This window comes from Stutzerimonas kunmingensis (genome assembly GCF_021432085.1).
In the GTDB taxonomy this organism is placed as follows: domain Bacteria; phylum Pseudomonadota; class Gammaproteobacteria; order Pseudomonadales; family Pseudomonadaceae; genus Stutzerimonas.
The window spans coordinates 3,041,509-3,063,409 of sequence record NZ_CP090366.1 but is presented as its reverse complement, the minus strand read 5'-3'; the positions used below and the strand labels follow the sequence as shown (position 1 = coordinate 3,063,409).

The following is a 21,901-nucleotide window of genomic DNA, read 5'->3' as shown; positions in this document are numbered from 1 at the left end:
TGTGAAACGATTGCTGATGTTGCTGCCGCTGGTGATTTTCCTGGTGGTTGCAGTGTTCCTTTATCGCGGCCTGTTCCTCGATCCTTCCGAGCTGCCTTCGGCGCTGATCGGCAAGCCACTCCCGGCGTTCTCGCTGCCGTCGGTGGAAGACGAGCAGCGCGTCATCACCGCCGAGGACCTCAAGGGCAAGCCGGCGCTGGTCAACGTGTGGGCGACCTGGTGTGTCGCCTGCAAGGTCGAGCACCCAGTGCTGAACCGTCTTGCAGCTCAGGGTGTGGTGATTCATGGAGTCAACTACAAGGACGACAACGCCGCGGCGTTGAAGTGGCTCAACGAGTTCCACGATCCTTATCAGCTGAACATCCGCGACGAACGCGGCAGTCTTGGGCTGGATCTGGGAGTCTATGGCGCTCCTGAAACCTTCCTCATCGACAAGCAGGGCATCATCCGCCACAAGTTCGTCGGCGTGATCGACGATCGGGTCTGGCGAGAACAGCTGGCAGCGCTCTATCAGGAGCTGGTGGACGAATGAAACGACTGATCCGCGGTGCGCTGCTTGGTCTGTTCCTGGTCACGACCGCCCAGGCAGCAATCGATACCTATGAATTCAGGGACGAAGCCGAGCGTGAGCGCTACCGCACCCTAACCGAAGAGCTGCGCTGTCCGAAGTGCCAGAACCAGAACATCGCCGATTCCAACGCGCCGATCGCCATGGACCTGCGCCAGGAAATCTTCCGCATGCTGGAAGAGGGCCAAAGCAATGACCAGATCGTCGACTATCTCGTCGATCGCTACGGCGATTTCGTTCGTTACAAGCCGCCGGTAAACGCGAAAACCATGCTGCTCTGGTATGGGCCGGTTGGTTTGCTGGTCCTCGGCTTCGGCGTGCTGACCGTGATTCTGGTGCGTCGTCGCCGGGTCGAAAAGGCACCTGCATCAACCCTTTCCGAGACCGAGCGCGAACGTCTCGCCCAGCTTCTGGATAAAAAAGACTCATGATCGATTTCTGGATAGCCGCCGGCGCCTTGCTGCTGGTGGCATTGGCCTTTTTGTTGTTACCCATCCTGCGTGGCCGTCGAGCCCAGGCCGAAGAAGATCGTACGGCGCTGAACGTTGCCTTGTATGAAGAGCGCCTTGCCGAGTTGACCTCTCAGCACTCTGCCGGAACCTTGACCGCCGAGCAGTTGGAGGCTGGGCGAGCAGATGCTGCACGCGAGCTGTTGGAGGACACCGAGAATAGCGACAAGCCGCGAATCGCCAAGCTTGGTCGCAGCGTTCCGCTGATTGCGGCGGTTCTGGTGCCCCTGATGGGCTACGGGCTTTATATGTATTGGGGCGCCAGCGACAAAGTTCAGATGGCTCGACAGTTTTCGGAGCAGCCTCGCACAGTCGAAGAAATGACCGCTCATCTGGAGCAGGCCGTACAGGAGCAGCCGGATTCTGCCGAAGCCTGGTACTTCCTGGGTCGTACTTATATGAACCAGGAGCGTCCAGCCGACGCAGCCAAGGCTTTCGGGCGCGTGGTGGAAATTGCGGGCCGTCAGCCCGAGCTGCTCGGTCAGCTGGCGCAGGCGCTCTATTTCGCTGGTGACCGTCAGTGGTCCGATAAGCTTCAAGCCCTTACTGACGAAGCGCTGCAGGGCGATCCGCAGGAAGTGACCAGTCTCGGCCTGCTTGGCATCGCGGCATTCGAGGAAGCGCGTTATCCGGATGCAGTGCGCTTCTGGGAGCAACTGGTTGCGGCGCTTCCCGAAGAAGATCCTTCGCGCGAAGCGATCCGTGGCGGCATCGAGCGGGCGCGGCAGCAGATCGAGGGGGGCAGCTCCACCACCGAACAGACATCAGCGGTAAGCGAGAAGGCTGATAACGCAGGGGCCACGCTGCAGATTCAGGTTGCGCTGGACCCGAAGGTGGCGGAATCGGTTTCGCCGCAGGATACGGTTTTCGTATTCGCTCGCGCAGTAGCGGGGCCACCCGTTCCGCTGGCAGCAAAACGCCTGACGATTGCCGATCTGCCTGCAACCGTCACGCTTGGCGATGCCGATGCGATGGTGCCTTCGATGAAGATCTCCAGCGTCGAGCAGGTCACGATAATGGCGCGGGTCTCCCGTTCCGGCGACGCAACAAAAGGTGAGTGGATGGGTCAAAGCGAAGCGCTTGATACTGCCAGCGATAACGCCATTGATCTGGTGATCGACCGCGCCGAGGCTCCCTGAACCCCCATGAGGTAGAGATGCACACGAATTCGTCAGCACACCCGCTTAGGCTTGCGCGGTTCGGCCCGCGGGGCGTACTGCTCGGATTGACATTGGCGCTCGGCGCTTGCGCAGGTAATCCCTACGGTTCCGCGCCTCAGGGGCCTGCTCCAAGTCCGGTGCCGCGTGCGCCCGAGCCCAGTGGGCCGGTTATCTCACCCCCTCCTATCAAGGCGCCACCGGCACCCAGGGCTCCAACTACCCAGAAGAGCCATCCGCGTTATGCGCCGCCACCGCACGTGGCTGCGCACTGGGACAATCGTCTTGGTGTCTATGTCGTGGAGGGGCGTGATCTCTTTTACCGGGAGCGCCTGTATTACCGGTGGGATGGCGACTGGTACTGTGCTGGGCGCCCCGATGGCCCGTGGGAGCCGGTCGCGCCGCCCAGTGTTCCGCCGGGTCTTCGTGACCGCTATTGATGTTACTCCTCGGCAGCAGGCGCTAACTTTTTGCGCTTCAGCCTAAAGGCGGCTTGCCTATTGCCGATAAAGGTTCAGCACCGTTGCACTGCAACGTTCCCAGCTGGCTCGGCCTATGCCGTCCATCGGGCTCATGCCCCGGAGTCGATAATGAATGCTTCCGTCAAGCGCCTCGAAGAAACTGGTTCCGCTCTACGCGATGCGCTGACGCAGCAGGACTGGGCCGCAATCAGTATGCTGGATCGCGAGTGCCGTAATGCCGTCGACGAGGCGATGCAGGCACATGAGCGCGACAGCGGCGTGGTTCGTCAGCGGTTGCAGGAGCTTCTTGATCTGTATGGTGAGCTGGTAATGACCTGCCAGATTGAACAGGCACGGGTCGCAAGCGAGCTGCGTCAGCTGAATCAGTCTCAACAGGGTGCCAAGGTCTACCAGCTATTCGCCTAAGCGTGGCCTCAGGCCCGACAGCTTCAAATTCTTCCCAGGATCACTGGGGCTGAATTCTTCCTCAATATTTATCATTACAAAGTATGTGGCATTATGCCGCTACCCTTTTGTTGGCGAGCGGCTAATTGGCGCTTATTGCCTGGTAAATACCTATCTTCGCGGTCATCGTGCACCGAAGTCTTCAAATCGATCTTGAGGTGTCTCTCAAGGTACTGATTTTTGGCTCGTTCTTTGGTCGCTAATTCACGCCATAAATTTGACTCAGTTCATTTTTTCATTAATCTACGTTCCATCTGCCATCAGTGTGATCGCCGTTCTTCCATGGATGCGAGCGCAGGCTTTCTTTCAGCTTCTTTAGAGCCCTATAAACAAGATGTGGCGTGAAACCAAGATTTTGTTGATAGACGATGATCACGACCGCCGGCGCGACCTGGCCGTCATCCTGAACTTTCTCAGCGAGGATCATCTGGCTTGTTCAAGCAGTGAATGGCAGGAGGCGGTCGCCGGCCTCGAGTCCAGCCGTGTTGTCAACGGTGTCATGCTGGGCGACGTGTCCTCCAAGGGCGGCGCTGTCGAACTGATCAAGCAGATGGGCAAATGGGATGAGAATGTCCCGCTGATGCTGATCGGTGAGCCCGCTCCGGCGGACTGGCCGGACGATCTGCGACGCCGAGTGCTGACCAGCCTGGAAATGCCACCCAGCTATAACAAGCTGCTCGACTCCCTGCACCGTGCGCAGGTCTATCGCGAGATGTACGACCAGGCAAAGTCCCGTGGTCGCCAGCGCGAGCCCAATCTTTTCCGCAGCCTGGTCGGCACCAGCCGAGCGGTGCAGCACGTCCGGCAGATGATGGAACAGGTCGCCGACACCGAAGCCAGCGTGCTGATTCTTGGTGAATCCGGCACCGGCAAGGAAGTGGTCGCGCGAAATCTGCACTATCACTCGAAGCGGCGTCAGGGGCCTTTTGTACCTGTCAATTGCGGAGCGATTCCGGCGGAGTTGCTGGAAAGCGAACTGTTCGGTCACGAGAAGGGCGCCTTTACCGGCGCGATTACTGCTCGCGCGGGTCGTTTCGAGCTTGCCGAGGGCGGCACGCTGTTTCTCGATGAGATAGGCGACATGCCGTTGCCGATGCAGGTCAAGCTGCTGCGGGTTCTGCAGGAGCGCACCTTCGAGCGTGTTGGCAGCAACCGTACGCAGAATGCCGATGTGCGCATCATCGCGGCGACGCATAAGGACCTGGAGAAAATGATCGAGGAGGGGACCTTCCGCGAGGACCTCTACTATCGTCTGAATGTCTTCCCCATCGAGATGGCGCCGCTACGGGAGCGCGTCGAGGATATTCCGTTGCTGATGAACGAGCTGATCTCGCGCATGGAGCATGAAAAGCGCGGCTCTATACGTTTCAACTCGGCTGCAATCATGTCGCTATGCCGGCACGACTGGCCGGGTAATGTCCGCGAGCTGGCCAACCTGGTAGAGCGCATGGCGATCATGCATCCCTATGGCGTTATCGGGGTAATGGAGCTGCCGAAGAAGTTTCGCCACGTCGACGACGATGACGAGCAGTACGCGACCAGTCTGCATGATGAGATGGAAGAGCGCGCGGCAATCAGTGCGCCAATGGTAGTACCCGAAGCTCAGGCGATGCTGCCGATCGAGGGTCTGGATCTCAAGGAATACCTCGGCAATCTTGAGCAGGGACTTATTCATCAGGCTCTCGAAGATGCTGGTGGCGTGGTGGCTCGGGCAGCCGAGCGGTTGAGGATTCGTCGAACCACGCTGGTCGAGAAAATGCGCAAGTACGGCATGAATCGTCGCGACGACGATATGGGCGACTAGCACGCTAGGCGGTTCTAAAAAGACGTTCAAAAAAGCCACCTGGATCAGGTGGCTTTTTTCGTTTGGCATGGTCGTGCCGATGGCGGCCGCCGGGACGTGCTGAGTGCCGGGCACGAAGATTGCTGGTCCCCGTCAACCGACTTTCTTTTGACAGGCGCAAGCGACCCGTGAATTCCGTCACCAAGCCATCCGAAAGTTCATTCGATGCCCCAGACGTGCTGGCGCTGACTCGATCGCTGGAGCTCTTTCGTCAGGTATCCGGGCAGCTTGGTGAATCCGAGGAGCTGTTGCAGGTACGCGTCGCCGAGCTCAAGGGGCAACTTGCCGAGGCCGGCGAGCTCCGACGACAGGAGCTGGAGGAGAAAGAGCGTCTCGCGCAGCGATTGCAGAGCGTTCTCGACCTGCTGCCAGGTGGCGTCATCGTGATCGATGGGCAGGGTGTGGTGCGCGATGCGAACCCGGTTGGTCTTGAGCTGTTGGGCGAGCCACTCGTGGGGCACCCCTGGCGCGAGGTGATTGGCCGCTGTTTTGCGCCGCGGCGGGACGACGGGCACGAGATATCGCTACGCAATGGTCGCCGCCTATCGATCGCTACGCGCTCGCTTGCCGGGGAGCCTGGTCAGCTGGTGCTGCTCACCGACCTTACCGAGACCCGCCGACTCCAGGATCAGCTAGCTCGTCATGAACGGCTGTCGTCGCTAGGGCGCATGGTGGCTTCGCTTGCCCACCAGATTCGCACTCCGCTGTCCACCGCGTTGCTATATGCCAGTCACCTCGAACAGGGTGGCCTGAGCGAACAGCAACAGCAGCGCTTCGCCGGTAGCCTCAAGGCTCGTCTGCACGAACTGGAGCATCAGGTCCGTGACATGCTGATCTTCGCCCGCGGTGATCTGCCGCTGAACGACCGACTGAGTCCGGCTGCGCTGTTGTTGGCGCTGCGTTCGGCCGGCGAGTCACGTCTGCAGGGCGCCAGCGTGCGCTGGCAGTGTGATGTGCAGGGGGTGGAGGTGTTGTGCAATCGCGATACGTTGGTCGGAGCATTGCTCAATCTCATCGAAAATGCGTTACAGGCCAGCGTCGGGGCGCCGCGTCTGAAGGTCCACCTGTATCGCCGTGACGAAACGGTGCGGGTGTGCATAAGCGACTGCGGTAAAGGCATCGACGCCGAAACACTGGGCCGGTTGGGCGAGCCGTTTTTCACCACCCGAACCACGGGAACCGGCCTGGGTCTGGCAGTGGCCAAGGCCGTTGCCCGAGCCCATCAAGGTGACCTGCAGTTGCGCTCGCGGCCAGGCCGCGGAACCTGTGCGCTGATGAGCCTGCCGCTGATTCCCGCCACTCACAAACCGGAGTGACCTTTATGGCCGCCACGATACTTCTCGTCGAAGACGATCACGCCCTGCGCGAAGCCCTGGGCATCACGCTGCAGCTTGGGGGCTACGAGTACCGTGCCGTCGATTGCGCCGAAGCGGCCTTGTGTGCGCTGCAGGAAGAGTCATTCGGTCTGGTGATCAGTGACGTGAACATGCCCGGCATGGACGGCCACGAACTGCTCTCGCTGGTTCGGCAACGCTATCCGCAGGTGCCCGTGCTGCTGATGACCGCCTTTGGCGCGGTAACGAGGGCGGTGGATGCGATGCGCCAGGGCGCTGTCGATTATCTGGTCAAGCCGTTCGAGCCAGGCACATTGCTTGAGCTCTTGGGACGTCATGTGAACGGCATCGCTGCTACCGAGGCAGAGGGGCCGGTGGCGCTCGAGCCGTCCAGCCAGCAGCTGCTGGCTCTTGCCCGGCGGGTGGCGCAAAGTGACTCCACTGTACTGATCTCCGGTGAGTCAGGCACTGGCAAGGAGGTGCTGGCGCGCTATATCCACCAGCAGTCACCGAGGCACGGCAAGCCATTTATCGCCATCAATTGCGCTGCCATTCCGGACAACATGCTCGAGGCAACCCTGTTCGGGCATGAGAAGGGCGCTTTCACCGGCGCAATTGCCAGTCAGCCTGGCAAGTTCGAGCAGGCCGACGGCGGTACTTTACTGCTCGACGAGATATCCGAGATGCCGTTGGGGTTGCAGGCGAAACTGCTACGTGTGCTGCAGGAGCGAGAGGTCGAGCGGGTCGGTGGGCGGAAGCCTATCGCTCTGGATATTCGTGTGCTCGCCACCACCAACCGTGATCTCGCTGGCGAGGTAGCGGCGGGTCGCTTCCGTGAGGACCTCTATTACCGTCTTTCGGTTTTCCCACTGGCGTGGTCGCCGCTGAGGCAGCGCCCGGCCGATATTCTGCCGCTGGCCGAACGCCTGTTGGCCAGCCACGCCAGTAAGATGCGCCAGGCGCCTGCGCGGCTTTCGGCCGAGGCGCAGCGCTGCCTGGTGGCGCACGCGTGGCCGGGCAACGTACGCGAACTGGACAACGCGATACAGCGAGCGTTGATTCTTCAGCAGAGCGGCATGATCCAGCCGCAGGATCTGTGCCTGGCTGGTGTGGGCGGTGTCACCAGCTTGCCTGTCGCCAGCAGCGCGGCACAACCGTGCGAGGGCGCTGCAGGGGAGGCGGGGGCCTGCTCGGGACTGGGGGATGATCTGCGCCGCCGCGAGTTCCAGTTGATCATCGATACCCTGCGTGCCGAACGTGGACGGCGCAAGGAGACGGCTGATCGCCTGGGCATCAGTGCGCGCACCCTGCGTTACAAGCTGGCGCAGATGCGCGACGCCGGGATGGATGTCGAGGCATCGCTCTACGCGGGCTGAGCGCGCTCCCTTCAACCTCGCTCTGATAAGCTGCCGCCATCCTCATGATGGAGATTTCCAGGTGCACAAAGACTTCTGGCAGGAGCGCTGGGCTCGCAACGAGATTGGTTTCCACCTTGACGATGTTCATCCCTGCATGCGTCGCCACTGGCCGCGACTGGCGTTGCCTGATGGTGCGACGGTGCTGGTGCCGTTGTGCGGCAAGAGTCTGGATCTGGCCTGGCTGGCCGGGCAAGGGTTCAATGTCGTGGGGGTGGAGCTGAGTGAGAAGGCTGTAGAAGCATTTTTTTCCGAGCAGCAGCTCGAAGCTGAAATTTCCCAGTGTGGGCCGTTCAAGGTCTATCGCTCCGATACCCTGGAGATCCGTTGCGGCGACTTTTTCGCGCTCAGTGCGGCCGATGTCCTCGGGTGCCAGGCGGTCTATGATCGCGCCGCCTTGATCGCATTGCCGCACGCGATGCGTCAGCGGTACGCGGCACTGATGTCGAGCATCCTCCCGGCCGGCTGTCAGCAGCTTCTGGTTACGCTGGATTATGACCAGGCAGAGATGGAAGGCCCGCCCTTCGCGGTGGGTACGAGCGAGGTGCGCGACCTGTACGCCGCTGAGTGGAGCGTGGAACTGCTGGAAGCCAAGGAAGTGCTGGAGCGTAATCCGCGGATGCGCGAGCGCGGTCTGACGCGGCTCGAGGAGCACTTCCATTGGCTGCAACGGCGGGTCTGACCCGCCGCTTGTAATGCTGCAGCGATCAGCCGTCGGCCTGTAAGCGGCGGATGAACGTGTCGGCCTCGTCGATGGCGCGCTGCATGTCAGCCATCAGTTGGTCGACGTTGCCCTGCAGCGTGCGGTATTCCCCGTGCAAGGCGCTTATCGCGCGAGCATTGAGGTTGTGCTTGAGAAACAGCACCTGATCGCGCAGAACGCTGAGCACCGGGTCGATGCGTTTCTCCGCCGCTTTCATCCGCTGGATCAGCGTTCGGTATTCGGCGCGGGTGCGGTTGAGTTCTTTGGCGCTGGCGGCTTTCAGGCTGGCGTTGCTGTATTGCTTGAGTTCGCTTTCCCATTCCCTGAACAGCGCGTCGGCCACGTCTTCGACCGCTTCGATGCGGGCGCGGACGTCACGCGCACTCGCTACGCTGGCTTCGTACTCTTCGTTGAGTGCGTCGTAACGCTTCTCCAGATCGCCGCCCTTGACCTCGACGACGCTGCGATAGCGCTCCAAAGCATCCTTGAACTGCTGTTTGGCTTCCTGCTGCGCGTCACGCGACTCCTCCACACGATCGACCAGGATATCGCGCTTATGGATACCGGCCTTCTCCATCGCTGAATAGTAGGCACTCTGACAGCCGCCGAGCGCGAGCAGCGCGAAGCAGGCGAATATGAAACGACGCATGGCGATTCCTTGTATGCGGGTTGAGTCTGCATAGACAAAAGAAAAGGGCGACTTGCGTCGCCCCTGTTGCGTTCAGTGCAATTAGCCGCGCTGGCGCAGCGCTTCGATGCGGTCTTCCAGCGGCGGGTGGGTCATGAACAGCCCGGCGAGGCCATGCTTCAGCGAACCGTTGATGCCGAATGCCTTGAGCGTGTCGGGCATGTGAACCGGCATGCCCTGTTCGGCACGCAGGCGCTGCAGGGCGCCAATCATGGCGCTGGTGCCGGCCAGTTGGGCACCGGCCTCGTCGGCACGGTACTCGCGTTTGCGCGAGAACCACATGACGATAATGCTGGCGAGCAGGCCCAGTACCAGTTCGGCAAAGATCGTCGCGACGAAGTAGCCGATGCCGTGGCCGTCCTCGTTTTTCAGGATCGCCTTGTCGACGAAGTTGCCGAAGATACGTGCGAAGAACATGACGAAGGTGTTTACCACACCCTGGATCAGCGCCAGGGTCACCATGTCGCCGTTGGCCACGTGGCCGATCTCGTGGGCAAGCACCGCTTTCACTTCATCCGGCGAGAAGCGCTCGAGCAGTCCCTGGCTGACCGCCACCAGTGCGTCGTTGCGGTTCCAGCCGGTGGCAAAGGCGTTGGCCTCGTAGGCCGGGAAAATGCCGACTTCGGGCATTTTGATGCCGGCGTCGCGCGACAGCTGCTCGACTGTCTGCAGCAGCCACTGCTCGTGACGGGTGCGCGGCTGGCTGATGATTTCCGTACGCGTACTCATCTTCGCCATCCATTTGGATATGAAAAGCGAAATGAGCGAGCCCGCGAAGCCGAAAACCGCACAGAAGACCAGCAGGCTGCCGTAGTTCTGGCCGGTATAGCGATCGACCCCGAGCAGCTTAAGGGTGATGCTGGCGATGACCAGTACCGCAAGGTTGGTGGCCAGGAACAAGAAAATGCGCATCATGTTGCGGCAGACTCCAGGGTAGGAATTGAAGAACGATAGGCTATATAAGGTGCGCCCCTGAGCTATTCAACCGGGCGACTATTTCAAGCTATGTCGCTTGCCCATGGAGGCTGGGATGCAGTGGTGCGCCGGACTGGCTTTCGAACATCAATCGGGCCAGCTGAGCGATGCGCTCGCTGTTCGCGCGCTTCAATGCCTCGCGAAGCTGATGGGCGAGGCTGGCCTGAATGCGCAGCACGCTGGGAGGGAGGCTGAGGTCGTCGGCGATCTGTCCAGGCACCGCTCGTGACAGGCGCACGAAGCCTTTTTCGGTAAGCACCGCCTGGTCCAGCGCCTGGAAATGAATGGTGCTCTCGTAACGCAGATAGCCCTCCTCGGCGAGCCAGAGCAGAGCACCCAGGCAGCTCTGGTGGCGTTTGGAGGGAAGGCCGAACTCATCCGGCTCTTCCCGGCCGATCAGATCTTCTACATACAGCGAGACCTTGCGTGGGAAGGCCTGATAGAGCATCAGCAGGCCGCCCGCCGCGTCCTTGTAGAAGTCGTCGATCTGCAGGTCCATCGCTTACTGGTGGTAGGTCTTGAGGAAGTTGCCGATGCGGCCGATGGCCTGCTCCAGATCGTCGACGCGGGGCAGGGTGACCACGCGAAAATGATCCGGCCATGGCCAGTTGAATGCAGTGCCTTGAACGATCAGCAGCTTCTCGGAAAGCAGCAGGTCAAGCACGAACTTCTCGTCGTTGTGGATCGGGCAGATCTTCGGGTCAATGCGCGGGAACGCATACAGCGCGCCCATGGGTTTGACGCAGCTGATGCCCGGGATGTCGTTGAGCAACTCCCAGGTACGGTTACGCTGCTCGAGCAGGCGGCCCGGCGGTAATACCAGGTCATTGATGCTCTGGTAGCCGCCCAGTGCAGTCTGAATCGCATGCTGCGACGGTACGTTGGCGCACAGGCGCATGTTGGCGAGTATATCCAGGCCTTCGATGTAGCTCTGCGCCTTGTGCTTCGGCCCGGAAATCGCCACCCAGCCCGAACGGAAGCCGGCAACCCGGTAGGATTTGGACAGCCCGTTGAAGGTCAGGCAGAGCACGTCCGGCGCCAGCGAAGCGGTGGAGATGTGTACGGCGTCGTCGTAGAGGATCTTGTCGTAGATTTCGTCGGAGAACAGAACGAGCTTGTGCTGGCGCGCCAGCTCGACCATGCCTTCGAGCACTTCCTTGGGGTAGACCGCGCCGGTGGGGTTGTTCGGGTTGATCAGCACTAATGCCTTGGTGTTAGACGTGATCTTGGCCTTGATATCGGCCAGGTCCGGCCACCAGTTGGCCTGCTCGTCGCAAAGGTAGTGCACCGGCTTGCCGCCGGCCAGGCTCACCGCAGCGGTCCACAGCGGGTAATCCGGGGCAGGGATCAGCACTTCATCGCCATTGTTCAGCAATGCCTGCATGGACATGACGATCAGCTCGGACACACCGTTGCCGAGGTAGATGTCTTCGATGCCGACGCCTTCAACCTGCTTCTGCTGGTAGTACTGCATGATCGCCTTACGGGCGCTGAACAGGCCTTTGGAGTCGCTGTAGCCCTGGGCAGTGGGCAGGTTGCGGATCACGTCCTGGAGGATTTCCTCCGGTGCTTCGAAACCGAACGGCGCCGGGTTGCCGATGTTCAGCTTGAGGATGCGATGGCCTTCCTCTTCCAGGCGTTTGGCGTGCTTGAGCACGGGCCCGCGGATGTCGTAACAGACATTGGCAAGCTTGTTCGATTTGCTGACCTGCATGATCCTGAGTGTCCCGAAGTGAAAACGCGCCAGTTCCGAAAATGGCTGGCCGCGCTTGGCATGAACCCGGGCGCCTTGGCAGTCGGAAACCCCGCTGCCAGACTAGGCGTCGAAGAGGGACGCATGATACGTGCGCCCCGACCACCGGAAAAGGTACAGATCGGCCTTTTTTGAGCTGAGGAGTGTATCGATGGACAAGCTGGAAAAACCGCTCGACGTCTGGCGCGAGGAACTCTCCGATGAGCAGTTCCAGATATGCCGGCTGCGCGCCACCGAGCGTCCCTTCACGGGTAAGTACAACGACACGAAGACACCTGGCATCTACCATTGCGCCTGCTGCGACACGCCACTGTTCGATGCGGATGCTAAGTTCGATTCCGGCTGTGGCTGGCCCAGCTATTTCCAGCCGGTCAGTGATACCGCTATCGCCAGCCTGGATGATTTCAGTCACGGTATGCACCGGATCGAGGTCAGGTGCGCACGCTGCGATGCTCACCTCGGTCATGTTTTTCCCGATGGCCCGCAGCCGACCGGGTTGCGCTACTGCATCAATTCCGCCTCTCTCAACCTGAAACCGCGCGAAGCCTGAGCATCGTCGGTTGCAAGGAGCCTCGCATGCACGATCCTATGCTGGACATTCCCTGCGTCACCATCGAGGGCGAGCAGAAGAGGCTCGCGGATTTCGATGCAAAGGTGCTGCTGGTGGTCAATACGGCCAGTCAGTGTGGTTTTACCCCGCAATACAAGGGGTTGGAAGCGTTGTGGCAGCGTTACGGCGGGCGCGGATTGATCGTGCTCGGATTTCCCTGTAACCAGTTCGGCAAGCAGGAGCCAGACGGCGAGCAGGACATCGCAGCATTCTGCGAACGCCGTTTCGGCGTTTCCTTTCCCCTGTTTGCCAAAGTCGAGGTGAACGGTGGGGATGCTCATCCGCTCTTCATTGAATTGAAAAAGCGCGCACCTGGGCTGTTGGGTAGCAAGGCGATCAAGTGGAATTTCACCAAGTTTCTCATCTCTGACCAGGGTAGGGCGGTGAGGCGTTTTTCCTCTCGCACCACGCCGGAGGCAATGGCCGCGGAAATCGAGACATTGCTTTGACTGCTGCTTAAGTGAGGTTGCGTTTCGCCTGCCTGATTGCCTGTTGTCGGGTCCGGTTCAGCCGGGCCTTTTCGTCTCTGGAGTCATCATGGATGTCGAGTTGAAAGCCTTCCTGCAGCGTGCCGAGGGACTGCTGGCGCGTATCGAGCCGCTGCTACCTGCCCAGCCAGCGGTCATCGATTGGGATCGTACCTTTGCGGCGCGCTGGCAGCGTGATGCTCGCAGCGGCTTTCTGGCACCGCTGGAAGTCAGCTTGGATCTGAGTCTGGCTGATCTGATCGGCATTGATCGCCAGCGCGATCTGCTGTCCGCCAACACGCGCCAGTTCGTCGATGGATTGCCGGCCAACCACGTGCTGTTGTGGGGCGCCCGTGGCACCGGCAAGTCGTCGTTGATTCGCGCGTTGCTGGCCGAATACGCCGCGGATGGGCTGCGTCTGATCGAAATCGAGCGTGACCATCTGGCGGACCTGCCACGCGTTGTCGAACTGTTGGCCGGGTTACAACAGGCATTCGTTCTGTTCTGTGACGACCTGTCGTTCGAGGCGGGAGAGGGCGACTATCGCGTGCTCAAGAGTGTGCTGGATGGCTCGCTGGAGCGCGCGCCGGAGAACGTGCTGTTGTACGCCACGTCCAATCGCCGGCACCTGGTCCCGGAACGCCAGAGTGACAACGAGAACTGGCAGATGGTCGACGGCGAACTGCACCCGAACGAAGCGGTGGAAGACAAGATCGCGTTGTCCGATCGCTTCGGTTTGTGGCTGTCGTTCTACCCCTTCACCCAGCAGCACTACCTCAGTGTGGTACGCCACTGGATCGATTCGTTGGCGCGGCGGGCCAGCCTCGATTGGGAGTGGAGCGAAGCCCTGGAGAAGGATGCGATTCGTTGGGCGACCGGGCGCGGCAACCGCAACGGTCGCTGCGCCTACCAATACGCTCGGCAGTGGGTGGGTAAGCGTCTGCTCGAAGCGCGAGCCTGAACGTATCTGCTGAGATAACGCGTCAAGGCAGCCTGCTGCGTGACCTCACCGCGGGCGTGATCGGAACTCAGGCGGTAGCTGCCTTGCCCATTTCCTTGAGCTTGGCGTTCATGCGCTGCTCGTCCGGCAGGATGCCCGCGACCGATGGCAATGCCAGCATGCGTGCATGATGTGCTGCGAGGTCGGGCCAGCGCTGCGCGTCGAGCTGTTCGCCACCGTGCGCCATGTTGATCAGTTGGCAGGCGACGGCGATGTCCGCCATCGACAGTTGGTTGCCGACGAGGAACTCCCGCTGGGCGAGTTGCTGCTCAAGGTAATCGAAATGCGGCGGTAGCTTCTGCTTCAGCGCGGCCTGCACTGCCTCTTCATTGCAGGCTTGACCGGCGGTCGGCTTAAGGATGCGGTTGCGGAAAACGGTAAAGGTGGCCAGAGGTGCCAACTCGTAGTCTGCGTACTTTTCCAGCCAGCGGACCCGCCCGCGTTCCTGCGCGTTGCTAGCGTAAAGGGCAGGCGTATCGGGATAGGCCTCCTCGAGGTACTGGCAGATCACGCTGGAGTCAGCGAGGGTGCAGTCGCCGTCCTTGAGCGCCGGGATGCGTCCCAGTGGATTGATGGCCAGGTACCATTGCGGAGGCGTGAAGGGCATGACCGTCTCTAGCTGATAATCGAGCCCCTTTTGCCTGAGGCACAGGCGCACCTTGCGCACGAACGGTGAGAGGGGAACGCCATACACGGTCAAGGTCATGGGATTTCTCCGTAGCAGATCAGGGCTGATGAGCTATCAATAGACGTTGTTTTTCTTCCAGAGATCTTCGTCATCGAACGCCTTCATGCCTTCGGCGAGCTCGTTGGGCTCGTCTGTCTTGGGCACCTCGTTCTTCAACACCAAAGCGTCGGCATGTGCGAGGAGGGCTTCCAGCTGTTTGAGCTGGCTCTGATAAGGCGCCGGTGCAGGCTGGCGGCGAATATGCTGAATGCCTCGTTCGAAGGCCAGGCGTGCGCGTTGCGGCTGGTTCTGTTGCAGCGCAAGTTTGCCCAAGCCGGTGAAGAACTCGATGTGCAGGATAGCCAGCATGCGTTGGATGTCCTGCACCCAGCGTTTGGCTTCGGCCTGATCGATCAGGCCGTCCTTGGTGGCGCGAACGATCTGGGCGTGGAGATCTTCGAGCATGAAGCGGCTTTCCTTGGCCTGTGCTTCCGTCACGATCTGCCGCGGAGCATTGCGCATCTCGATCGCTTCGCCCTTGGCCAGCTCGGCCTGCAGCGTCTGCATTCGCGCGCTCAGTTTGTCATTGCCCTTGTCCACCGGCCGCAGGCGTTCGCTCAGCGCAAGTTCGAGGCGGGTCAGCAATAGCTTCAGCGCGGGTGTCATCATCTGTCCCGGGAGTCCGTCGGACAGTTCCGCGCAGCGGCGGCAGCGGTCAGTGAGGTCAGCCCGCTTACGGGCCTTTTCCAGATTGCCTTTTTCGACGATCTGAATGGTGTAGACGATGCCGACCAGCAGGAACACACCGGCCAGGATCAACCCAGTGATCATTAATGGAGACACTTGACTGCACCTCTTGAGCCGCTGGTCTTTCGCTGAGTGTAGTGGCTTGATGATGTGGCCGATAGCTCTGCGTGCTGCCCGGATATGGCCTTCAAATTTTTTTTAAAACTATGCTTGACGACTCCCGAGGGCCTCCATAGAATGCGCGCCACTTGCAGCGTGAAGCACCAAACAGAGCGCTGCAAGCCGGAATGAAGCTTGTGGTTTCCGGGCAACGTCCCCTTCGTCTAGTGGCCTAGGACACCGCCCTTTCACGGCGGTAACAGGGGTTCGAGTCCCCTAGGGGACGCCATATTTATTGTAGACAACGCGGGAATAGCTCAGTTGGTAGAGCACGACCTTGCCAAGGTCGGGGTCGCGAGTTCGAGTCTCGTTTCCCGCTCCAAATTCTCTTCGGTGGCCTTATCAAGGTGATTGAAGAAAGAAAAAAGCGACCTTAGGGTCGCTTTTTTCGTTTCAGTCGATCCCTTTCAGATCTCAGCGCCTGCTGATGTTTATGGCCAGTGCCTGCGTGGCTTGCCATGCGCTGGCGCCGTCCGCTACCTCAGGTCAGCCTACTGCATCGCGCGGCGGGGCTGCCGGAGGAGACTCAAGGTGGTGGCGTCCCCTCAGGTGTATTTGGTGAAGATGCTGCGCACCCGTTCCAGGGTCTCGCCTGTATCTTGCGTCTGGTCGTGCAGCGCCTCTTCGATCAGGCAGGTCAGCATCAGTCGGTAGGCTTTGTCCAGCGCGCTACGAGCAGCGGAAAACTGCTGAGCGATGGCTTCGCAATCTTCGCCTCGCTTGATCATTGCCTGGATGCCGCGCACCTGCCCCTCGACTCTCGCTAAACGTTTCAGCATGGCCTGCTGCTGGGCCTGCATCTCTGCGGATTCCACGGGGAGGGTCTGGTCATTCATGCGGCTACCTCGACATGACTGGATGGAGAGCCTGCGAAGATTCCGATTTAGGGTCGCGGCTCATATACGGGTAGGGGCATGCTAGCGACGCCGCCGCTGGCGGCCAACTTCTTTCGGTCAGGGCTTGCCAAACAATATATAAAAAAATATATTGTCATCATCTTAAATGTTTGATCGCTGACCTATGACTGCCGATCTGGATATCGAGCAACTGCGCGCCAATGCGGCGTCCGCGGGGGCTTTGCTGAAGGCTTTGGCCAACCCTGACCGCCTGTTGGTGCTTTGCCAGTTGTCGCTGGGCGAGCGCAACGTCTCCGAGCTGGAACAGCTGCTGGGCATTCAGCAGCCGACGCTGTCGCAGCAGCTCGCCGTATTGCGCCGGGAGGGGCTTGTTGCAACGCGCCGCGAAGGTAAGCAGGTCTACTACCGGATCAGCAGCGCTGAAGCATTGGCGGTGATCACGACGCTTTATCAGCTGTTCTGCGAAGGGGGCAAGCAATGACCATCGATTGGATCAATTTCACACCTTGGGCGGCGTTGGCTGGTGGTGTCCTCATTGGTGCCGCGGCCAGCTTGTTCGTCCTGCTCAATGGCCGAATCGCCGGGATCAGCGGGCTGCTTGCCAGCCTGCTGGAAACTGGGGGCGAGGGGCGAAGCGAAAAACTGTTGTTTCTGCTCGGCATCCTGCTCGCGCCGCTCCTTTGGATGCTGTTTGGCACCCTGCCAGCGATGGAGTTTCAGTCCGGCTGGATCGGTTTGCTGGTGGCCGGGATGTTGGTCGGCGTCGGTACTCGCTACGGCTCCGGTTGCACCAGTGGGCATGGAGTCTGCGGGATCTCGCGACTGTCACCGCGCTCCATCGTGGCGACCGTGGCATTCATGGTCGCCGGCTTCGCCACGGTCTATGTACTACGTCATCTGTCGGGGGGCTGAGCATGCGCAAGTTGACTTCGTTTGCTGCTGGTCTGCTATTCGGGCTGGGGCTGCTGCTTTCCGGAATGGCCAACCCGGCCAAGGTCATCGGTTTCCTTGATCTGGCGGGCGCCTGGGATCCCTCGTTGGCGCTGGTGATGGTCGGTGCCATCGCTACGGCGCTGGTGCCTTTCACCTGGGCGAGGAAACACGAGCGCTCTTTGCTCGATGCGCCGATGCAGCTGCCAACCAAGCGCGAGCTGGATGGCAGGCTGATCGGTGGCAGTCTGCTGTTCGGTGTGGGCTGGGGAATCGCTGGCATCTGTCCGGGCCCGGCCATCGCCATGCTGCTCGGCGGGCACTGGCAGGTCGTGCTTTTCGTTCTCGCCATGCTTGGCGGAATGCTGTTGTTCTCCGCGCTGGAACGCCGGCGCGCTTGCTGACCGGGAGGTCTTTATGAAAGTCAACGTTGGAACCATTGATCGGGCACTGCGCATCGTTGTCGGCTTGGTGCTTATCGGTCTGAGCCTGGGCGGCGTGATCGGTGCCTGGGGCTGGATCGGTCTGTTGCCGCTGGCGACTGGCATCTTCCGTTTCTGCCCAGCGTATACGCTGCTTGGTATCAAGACTTGCAAGGCGTGCGATTCCAAGTCCTGAGAGTCTGCGAGGCTCCACAGCAAAAAGGCCGACATCGGTGTCGGCCTTTTTTTGTCTGCGCGCTGCGGTCCGGCTATTCGAAACTGGGCAGGCTCGGCTTCACAACGGGCTTGTTCGCGCCGACCCAGGCGTCGAACCCGCCGGCGATCGACTGGACATGCAGGTAGCCCATGTCCTGCAGCGCTGCTGCGGACAGTGCGGCGCGACCGCTGGTCTTGCAATAGAGCACGATGCTCATGTCGCGCGCGGCGAGTTCCGGTGTGCCGCTGAGCTTGAACTCCAGCAGCCCCCGCGGAATGTTGAGGGCGCCGGCGATATGGCCTTCACGAAACTCATCCGCCTCGCGCACGTCGATCAGCACGTCCGCTGCCTGGATCGCGGCGTCGGCATCCGCGACTGCGACTTCCTGTACGTGGGCCCGGGCCAGTTCGACGAGGTCATGTGCGTTCTTCATCCTGCGTTCTCCTTGATGTTGCCAAAACATTCACGCTGCCGTTCACGGGCATGGTGGGTGGTGTCCGGGTCCAGTGCGAGCAGCGCTTCGTACTGGCTGATGAAAATCTGACCGCCCAAATGAGCGAGGAAATCAGTGTTCCGTAATCGGTCCATGACCGGCCCCTTGACCTCGGAAAGATGGAGCTGGATGCCTGCGGTGTGCAGGCGGGCCGTGATGGCCTCAAGACTCTCCAGGGCGCTGGCGTCGATCAGGTTCACGCCTGGGCACATCAGCACCAGGTGCTCGGCCTGCGGATAGCGCCCGATCAGCTCGGCGACGCGGTCTTCGAGGAAGCGCGCATTGGGGAAATACAGGCTCTCGTCGACGCGCACCGAGAGCACCCTCGGGCTCTGTATTACGGCGAAGCGCTCGATGTTGCGGAAATGCTCGCTACCCGGCAGCTGGCCGACCACGGCAATATGCGGCTGGCTGGTGCGCCAGAGAAACAGCAACAGCGATAGGCCGACACCGAGCAGGATGCCGCTCTCCACGCCGATCAGCAGCACACCGAGCATGGTGGCAGCCATGGCCGCTGCGTCCTGTCGGGAGTAGCGCCAGGTGCGGCGCAGGGCGGAGAGGTCCACCAGGCTGAGCACAGCGACAATGATCGTCGCGGCCAGTACCGCGTGTGGCAGATTGCGGACCAGTGGCGTGAACAGCAGCACGGTGAGGCCGATGCCCACTGCGGTCAGCGCACCAGCCAGCGGCGTCTGTGCGCCAGCATCGAAGTTGACCACCGAGCGGGCGAAGCCGCCGGTTACCGGAAAGCCACCACTGACGGCCGCGGCGACATTGGCGCCGCCAAGCGCGACCAGTTCCTGGTTAGGCTCGATGCGTTCGCGGCGCTTGGCCGCCAGGGTCTGCGCCACGGAAACCGACTCGACGAAGCCGACCAGGCTGATCAGCACCGCCGCAGGCAGCAGTTGCAGTGCTAGCGTCATATCCAGCGTCGGCAGCCTCATGCTGGGTAGGCCGCCAGGCACCGCACCGACTACCCGCACGCCGGCATCGGCGAGCTGAAAGACGCTGACCGCCGCTATCGCCAGCAGCAAGGCAGCGACCGGCCCGATCTTGCTCAGCGTGCCGGCGATATGCGGACTCATACCCAAACGCTGCAGCCAAGTGGAGAGGCGGCTGCGCACCAGGTAGAGAAATAGCAGGCTCGTCGTGCCGACGATGAATGTCGGCAGATGCATTTGCGACAATGCTCCGAGCAGGCCCCAAACCAGCTCCACGGCGTTTTCACCTCCGGTTGAGATGCCGAGGATGTGCTTGAGCTGGCCGAGAGCGATGAGGATGCCCGAAGCGCTGATGAAGCCGGAAATCACCGGATGGCTGAGGAAATTCGCCAGAAAGCCCAGGCGCAGCATGGCCATGAGCAGCAGCACCGCGCCGGAGAGCAGCGCCAGCAGCATGGCCGCGCCCGCATATTCCGCGCTACCCGGGGCGAACAACGGTCCCAAGGCGGCCGCAGTCATCAGCGATACCACTGCCACCGGGCCGACTGCCAGGGTGCGACTGGTGCCGAACAGGGTATAGGCGATCAGCGGCAGCATACTGGCGTACAGGCCGGTCACTGGCGGCAGGCCGGCGAGCATGGCGTAGGCGAGGCTCTGCGGGATCAGCATCAGCGTTACGATCAGCGCGGCCAGGCTGTCCTTGGCCGCGGCCGCGCGATCATAGTGCCTGACCCACTCCAATATGGGCATGTAGCGGGCCAAGCGCTGCTTCATCCCTTCTTCTCCTGGGTGAAGTCGCAAGCGTCGGGTGCCTCGGCCGGGCGCGGTTCGAAGTCCAGATGCTTCGGCTCGGCCAGCCATTCATGGCCCTTGAGCATCATCTCGAAGTAGATCGACGGCATCCATTGGGTCTTCAGCTTCCAGGCCAGGCGGCGCGGCACTTTCGGGTCGAGCGGGAACGTCGGCAGCAGCTTTCCGCCATAGCCGAACTCGGCGAGGATCACCTTGCCGTGCTCGACGGTCAGCGGGCAGGAGCCGTAACCATCGTAGATCGCCCGCGGGCCGCTGCCCTTGAGCACACTCAGCACGTTTTCGGCGACCACCGGTGCTTGTTTGCGCACCGCTGCGGCGGTCTTGGCGTTGGGCGCGGAACACACATCGCCGAGGCTGAAAACGTTGCCGAAGCGCGGATGTCGCAGCGTCTCGTGCTCGGCCTCGAACCAGCCGTCGGCGTTGGCCAGGGCGCTGTGGCGAATGAAGTCCGGTGCGTGCTGCGGTGGCACCATGTGCAGCAGATCGAACTCACGCTCCACCGTGGTACTTTGCCCGGCGCTGTCGGTCACCTTGAACCAGGCCTTGCGCGCCGGTCCGTCGACAGCCACCAGATTGTGGTTGAAGTTCAGCCGCGCGCCGTAGCGCTCGACGTACTGCATCAGCGCGGGCACGAAGTCTGCGACGCCGAACAGCACCGCGCCAGCCGAACAGAAGTCGACCTCGATATCCTTCAGCACGCCTTGCTGGCGCCAGTGATCGCAGGACAGGTACATCGCCTTCTGCGGTGCTCCGGCGCACTTGATCGGCATGGGTGGCTGGGTGAATAGCGCCTTGCCGCCGCGCAGGTTCTGCACCAGTTGCCAGGTGTAGGGCGCCAGTTCGAAGGCGTAATTCGAGGTCACGCCGAACTTGCCGAGGCTGTCGCGGGCGCCTTCGATGGCGTCCCAGTCGAGGCTCAGGCCCGGGCAGACCACCAGCGCCCGATAGCCGATGCGACTGCCGTCTTCGAGCACCACTTGCTGGTGCTCCGGCTCGAAGGCTTCGGCAGCCGCGCGGATCCATTGCGCCTTGGACGGAATGCAGCGACTCATCGCGCGCTCGGTGGCGGCGCGGTCGAACACGCCGGCGCCTACCAGCGTCCAGCCGGGCTGATAGTAGTGCTGTTCACGGGGTTCGATGATTGCGACGCGCAGTTCGGGGTCGCGCTTGAGCAAACTGGCTGTCACGGCGCCGCCGGCCGCGCCGCCGCCAATCACCAGGACGTCGTAGCGCGGCGTGACGGCGAATTTCGAAGCGCCCGGCAGCGGCAGATCGGTTGTCGACTGCCAGTAACCCTGCATGCGTGGCAGCAGGCCGCTGAGGTCGTAACTGGCTTGCTGGGCTGTCTGCAGCAACACCTGCGGGTCGAGGTGATGGGCCTCGGCCAGTGCCCAGAGCGAGGCCGAGCGTGTCCCGGTGCGACAGAACGCCAGTGCTGGCCCCTTGATCCGCGCCAGTAGCGCTCGGAAGGCCGCGACGTCGGCATCAGTGATCTGCCCGGATACGACCGGTAGATGATGGTACTCAAGGCCGGACGCCTCGGCGGCGGTGCGCATGGCCTCGCTGGACGGCTGGCCTTCGTCCTCGTTGTCCGGGCGGTTGTTGATGACGCAGCGAAATCCGCTGCCGGCCAGCAGCGCCATGTCCGCCGGTTGCAACTGGGCAGCGACGGAGATGAAAGGGGTCAGTCGTTTTATTGTTTGCATG

General features: G+C 61.4%; 26 protein-coding genes and 2 tRNA genes. 18 read left to right on the top strand and 10 right to left on the bottom strand.

Annotated features, from left to right (window positions below; all coding sequences use genetic code 11):
- The first annotated feature begins 1 nt into the window (after position 1).
- From LW136_RS14375 to LW136_RS14335, 9 genes are all read left to right on the top strand, one after another.
- Positions 2-532 carry a DsbE family thiol:disulfide interchange protein gene (locus LW136_RS14375; RefSeq protein WP_014820832.1) on the top strand — a complete coding sequence of 177 codons (531 nt, stop codon included), beginning with the start codon at positions 2-4 and terminating at the stop codon, positions 530-532.
- A complete protein-coding gene (locus tag LW136_RS14370) occupies positions 529-999 on the top strand; it encodes a cytochrome c-type biogenesis protein (protein ID WP_042926970.1) in 471 nt (156 codons plus the stop codon). The genes LW136_RS14375 and LW136_RS14370 overlap by 4 nt, the downstream gene beginning before the upstream one ends.
- The gene (ccmI, locus tag LW136_RS14365; protein WP_228208611.1) at positions 996-2,216 is read left to right on the top strand and encodes a c-type cytochrome biogenesis protein CcmI; all 1,221 of its coding nucleotides are present in this window, start codon (positions 996-998) and stop codon (positions 2,214-2,216) included. Before LW136_RS14370 ends, ccmI begins: the two co-directional genes overlap by 4 nt.
- A gap of 17 nt (positions 2,217-2,233) precedes the next feature.
- On the top strand, positions 2,234-2,674 hold the full coding sequence (locus LW136_RS14360) for a hypothetical protein (RefSeq protein ID WP_228208612.1): 441 nt from the start codon (positions 2,234-2,236) through the stop codon (positions 2,672-2,674).
- Between the two features lie 150 nt (positions 2,675-2,824).
- Positions 2,825-3,121 (top strand): flagellar protein FliT, encoded by a 297-nt coding sequence (gene fliT, locus LW136_RS14355; protein ID WP_234173156.1) that lies wholly within the window; start codon positions 2,825-2,827, stop codon positions 3,119-3,121.
- A 373-nt stretch (positions 3,122-3,494) separates the two neighbouring features.
- Entirely contained in the window at positions 3,495-4,964 is a 1,470-nt protein-coding gene (locus tag LW136_RS14350; RefSeq protein ID WP_042926965.1) for a sigma-54 dependent transcriptional regulator, read from the top strand.
- Positions 4,965-5,131: 167 nt separating this feature from the next.
- Positions 5,132-6,319 (top strand): sensor histidine kinase, encoded by a 1,188-nt coding sequence (locus tag LW136_RS14345; protein ID WP_234173155.1) that lies wholly within the window; start codon positions 5,132-5,134, stop codon positions 6,317-6,319.
- 5 nt (positions 6,320-6,324) lie between these two features.
- The gene (locus tag LW136_RS14340) at positions 6,325-7,713 is read left to right on the top strand and encodes a sigma-54-dependent transcriptional regulator (protein ID WP_125876382.1); all 1,389 of its coding nucleotides are present in this window, start codon (positions 6,325-6,327) and stop codon (positions 7,711-7,713) included.
- Between the two features lie 61 nt (positions 7,714-7,774).
- The gene (locus tag LW136_RS14335; protein ID WP_125876380.1) at positions 7,775-8,434 is read left to right on the top strand and encodes a thiopurine S-methyltransferase; all 660 of its coding nucleotides are present in this window, start codon (positions 7,775-7,777) and stop codon (positions 8,432-8,434) included.
- Between the two features lie 25 nt (positions 8,435-8,459).
- Here the strand turns inward: LW136_RS14335 and LW136_RS14330 are convergent, their stop codons facing one another.
- The 4 genes from LW136_RS14330 to LW136_RS14315 all read right to left on the bottom strand — a co-directional run bounded on the left by LW136_RS14330 (position 8,460) and on the right by LW136_RS14315 (position 11,832).
- On the bottom strand, positions 8,460-9,104 hold the full coding sequence (locus LW136_RS14330; protein ID WP_041014433.1) for a DUF2959 domain-containing protein: 645 nt from the start codon (positions 9,102-9,104) through the stop codon (positions 8,460-8,462).
- Between the two features lie 81 nt (positions 9,105-9,185).
- Positions 9,186-10,058: a protease HtpX gene (gene htpX / locus LW136_RS14325; RefSeq protein ID WP_003299548.1), complete on the bottom strand. Its 873-nt coding sequence runs from the start codon at positions 10,056-10,058 to the stop codon at positions 9,186-9,188.
- 88 nt (positions 10,059-10,146) lie between these two features.
- Positions 10,147-10,617 (bottom strand): hypothetical protein, encoded by a 471-nt coding sequence (locus LW136_RS14320; RefSeq protein ID WP_003299546.1) that lies wholly within the window; start codon positions 10,615-10,617, stop codon positions 10,147-10,149.
- A 3-nt stretch (positions 10,618-10,620) separates the two neighbouring features.
- On the bottom strand, positions 10,621-11,832 hold the full coding sequence (locus LW136_RS14315) for a pyridoxal phosphate-dependent aminotransferase (RefSeq protein WP_041014431.1): 1,212 nt from the start codon (positions 11,830-11,832) through the stop codon (positions 10,621-10,623).
- A 190-nt stretch (positions 11,833-12,022) separates the two neighbouring features.
- Here LW136_RS14315 and msrB point away from each other — a divergent pair, with 190 nt between their 5' ends.
- The 3 genes from msrB to LW136_RS14300 all read left to right on the top strand — a co-directional run bounded on the left by msrB (position 12,023) and on the right by LW136_RS14300 (position 13,909).
- Entirely contained in the window at positions 12,023-12,421 is a 399-nt protein-coding gene (gene msrB / locus LW136_RS14310) for a peptide-methionine (R)-S-oxide reductase MsrB (protein WP_234173154.1), read from the top strand.
- Between the two features lie 26 nt (positions 12,422-12,447).
- The gene (locus LW136_RS14305; protein ID WP_234173153.1) at positions 12,448-12,930 is read left to right on the top strand and encodes a glutathione peroxidase; all 483 of its coding nucleotides are present in this window, start codon (positions 12,448-12,450) and stop codon (positions 12,928-12,930) included.
- Between the two features lie 88 nt (positions 12,931-13,018).
- Positions 13,019-13,909, top strand: coding sequence for an ATP-binding protein (locus LW136_RS14300; protein ID WP_234173152.1), 891 nt, complete (start codon positions 13,019-13,021; stop codon positions 13,907-13,909).
- Between the two features lie 67 nt (positions 13,910-13,976).
- Here the strand turns inward: LW136_RS14300 and LW136_RS14295 are convergent, their stop codons facing one another.
- Together LW136_RS14295 and LW136_RS14290 are read right to left on the bottom strand one after the other, a co-directional pair.
- Positions 13,977-14,654 carry a glutathione S-transferase family protein gene (locus LW136_RS14295; protein WP_023445004.1) on the bottom strand — a complete coding sequence of 226 codons (678 nt, stop codon included), beginning with the start codon at positions 14,652-14,654 and terminating at the stop codon, positions 13,977-13,979.
- A gap of 36 nt (positions 14,655-14,690) precedes the next feature.
- A complete protein-coding gene (locus LW136_RS14290; protein WP_234173151.1) occupies positions 14,691-15,458 on the bottom strand; it encodes a hypothetical protein in 768 nt (255 codons plus the stop codon).
- Positions 15,459-15,674: 216 nt separating this feature from the next.
- Between LW136_RS14290 and LW136_RS14285 the strand changes: the two genes are divergently transcribed.
- Positions 15,675-15,750, top strand: a tRNA-Glu gene (locus LW136_RS14285).
- A gap of 17 nt (positions 15,751-15,767) precedes the next feature.
- Positions 15,768-15,843, top strand: a tRNA-Gly gene (locus tag LW136_RS14280).
- Between the two features lie 223 nt (positions 15,844-16,066).
- On the opposite strand, the gene LW136_RS14275 is transcribed toward LW136_RS14280, so the two are convergent.
- Positions 16,067-16,357, bottom strand: a complete 291-nt coding sequence (locus LW136_RS14275) for a metal-sensing transcriptional repressor (protein ID WP_014820817.1) — start codon at positions 16,355-16,357, stop codon at positions 16,067-16,069.
- A gap of 184 nt (positions 16,358-16,541) precedes the next feature.
- On the opposite strand from LW136_RS14275, the gene LW136_RS14270 reads away from it, so the two are divergent.
- The 4 genes from LW136_RS14270 to LW136_RS14255 are packed head-to-tail and all read left to right on the top strand — an operon-like array spanning position 16,542 to position 17,926.
- Positions 16,542-16,859 carry an ArsR/SmtB family transcription factor gene (locus LW136_RS14270; protein WP_234173150.1) on the top strand — a complete coding sequence of 106 codons (318 nt, stop codon included), beginning with the start codon at positions 16,542-16,544 and terminating at the stop codon, positions 16,857-16,859.
- On the top strand, positions 16,856-17,290 hold the full coding sequence (locus tag LW136_RS14265) for a YeeE/YedE family protein (RefSeq protein ID WP_234173149.1): 435 nt from the start codon (positions 16,856-16,858) through the stop codon (positions 17,288-17,290). The genes LW136_RS14270 and LW136_RS14265 overlap by 4 nt, the downstream gene beginning before the upstream one ends.
- A gap of 2 nt (positions 17,291-17,292) precedes the next feature.
- Positions 17,293-17,712 carry a YeeE/YedE family protein gene (locus LW136_RS14260; RefSeq protein WP_014820815.1) on the top strand — a complete coding sequence of 140 codons (420 nt, stop codon included), beginning with the start codon at positions 17,293-17,295 and terminating at the stop codon, positions 17,710-17,712.
- 13 nt (positions 17,713-17,725) lie between these two features.
- A complete protein-coding gene (locus LW136_RS14255) occupies positions 17,726-17,926 on the top strand; it encodes a YgaP family membrane protein (RefSeq protein WP_003299529.1) in 201 nt (66 codons plus the stop codon).
- A 73-nt stretch (positions 17,927-17,999) separates the two neighbouring features.
- Here the strand turns inward: LW136_RS14255 and LW136_RS14250 are convergent, their stop codons facing one another.
- Genes LW136_RS14250 through LW136_RS14240 form a run of 3 tightly spaced genes read right to left on the bottom strand, consistent with a single transcriptional unit; the run spans position 18,000 to position 21,900 of the window.
- A complete protein-coding gene (locus LW136_RS14250; RefSeq protein WP_230697735.1) occupies positions 18,000-18,380 on the bottom strand; it encodes a rhodanese-like domain-containing protein in 381 nt (126 codons plus the stop codon).
- Positions 18,377-20,155: a SulP family inorganic anion transporter gene (locus LW136_RS14245; protein ID WP_234173148.1), complete on the bottom strand. Its 1,779-nt coding sequence runs from the start codon at positions 20,153-20,155 to the stop codon at positions 18,377-18,379. The genes LW136_RS14250 and LW136_RS14245 overlap by 4 nt, the downstream gene beginning before the upstream one ends.
- Complete coding sequence (locus tag LW136_RS14240) at positions 20,152-21,900, bottom strand: bifunctional protein tyrosine phosphatase family protein/NAD(P)/FAD-dependent oxidoreductase (RefSeq protein WP_234173147.1); 1,749 nt, start codon at positions 21,898-21,900, stop codon at positions 20,152-20,154. Before LW136_RS14240 ends, LW136_RS14245 begins: the two co-directional genes overlap by 4 nt.
- Between the last annotated feature and the right edge of the window lies 1 nt (position 21,901).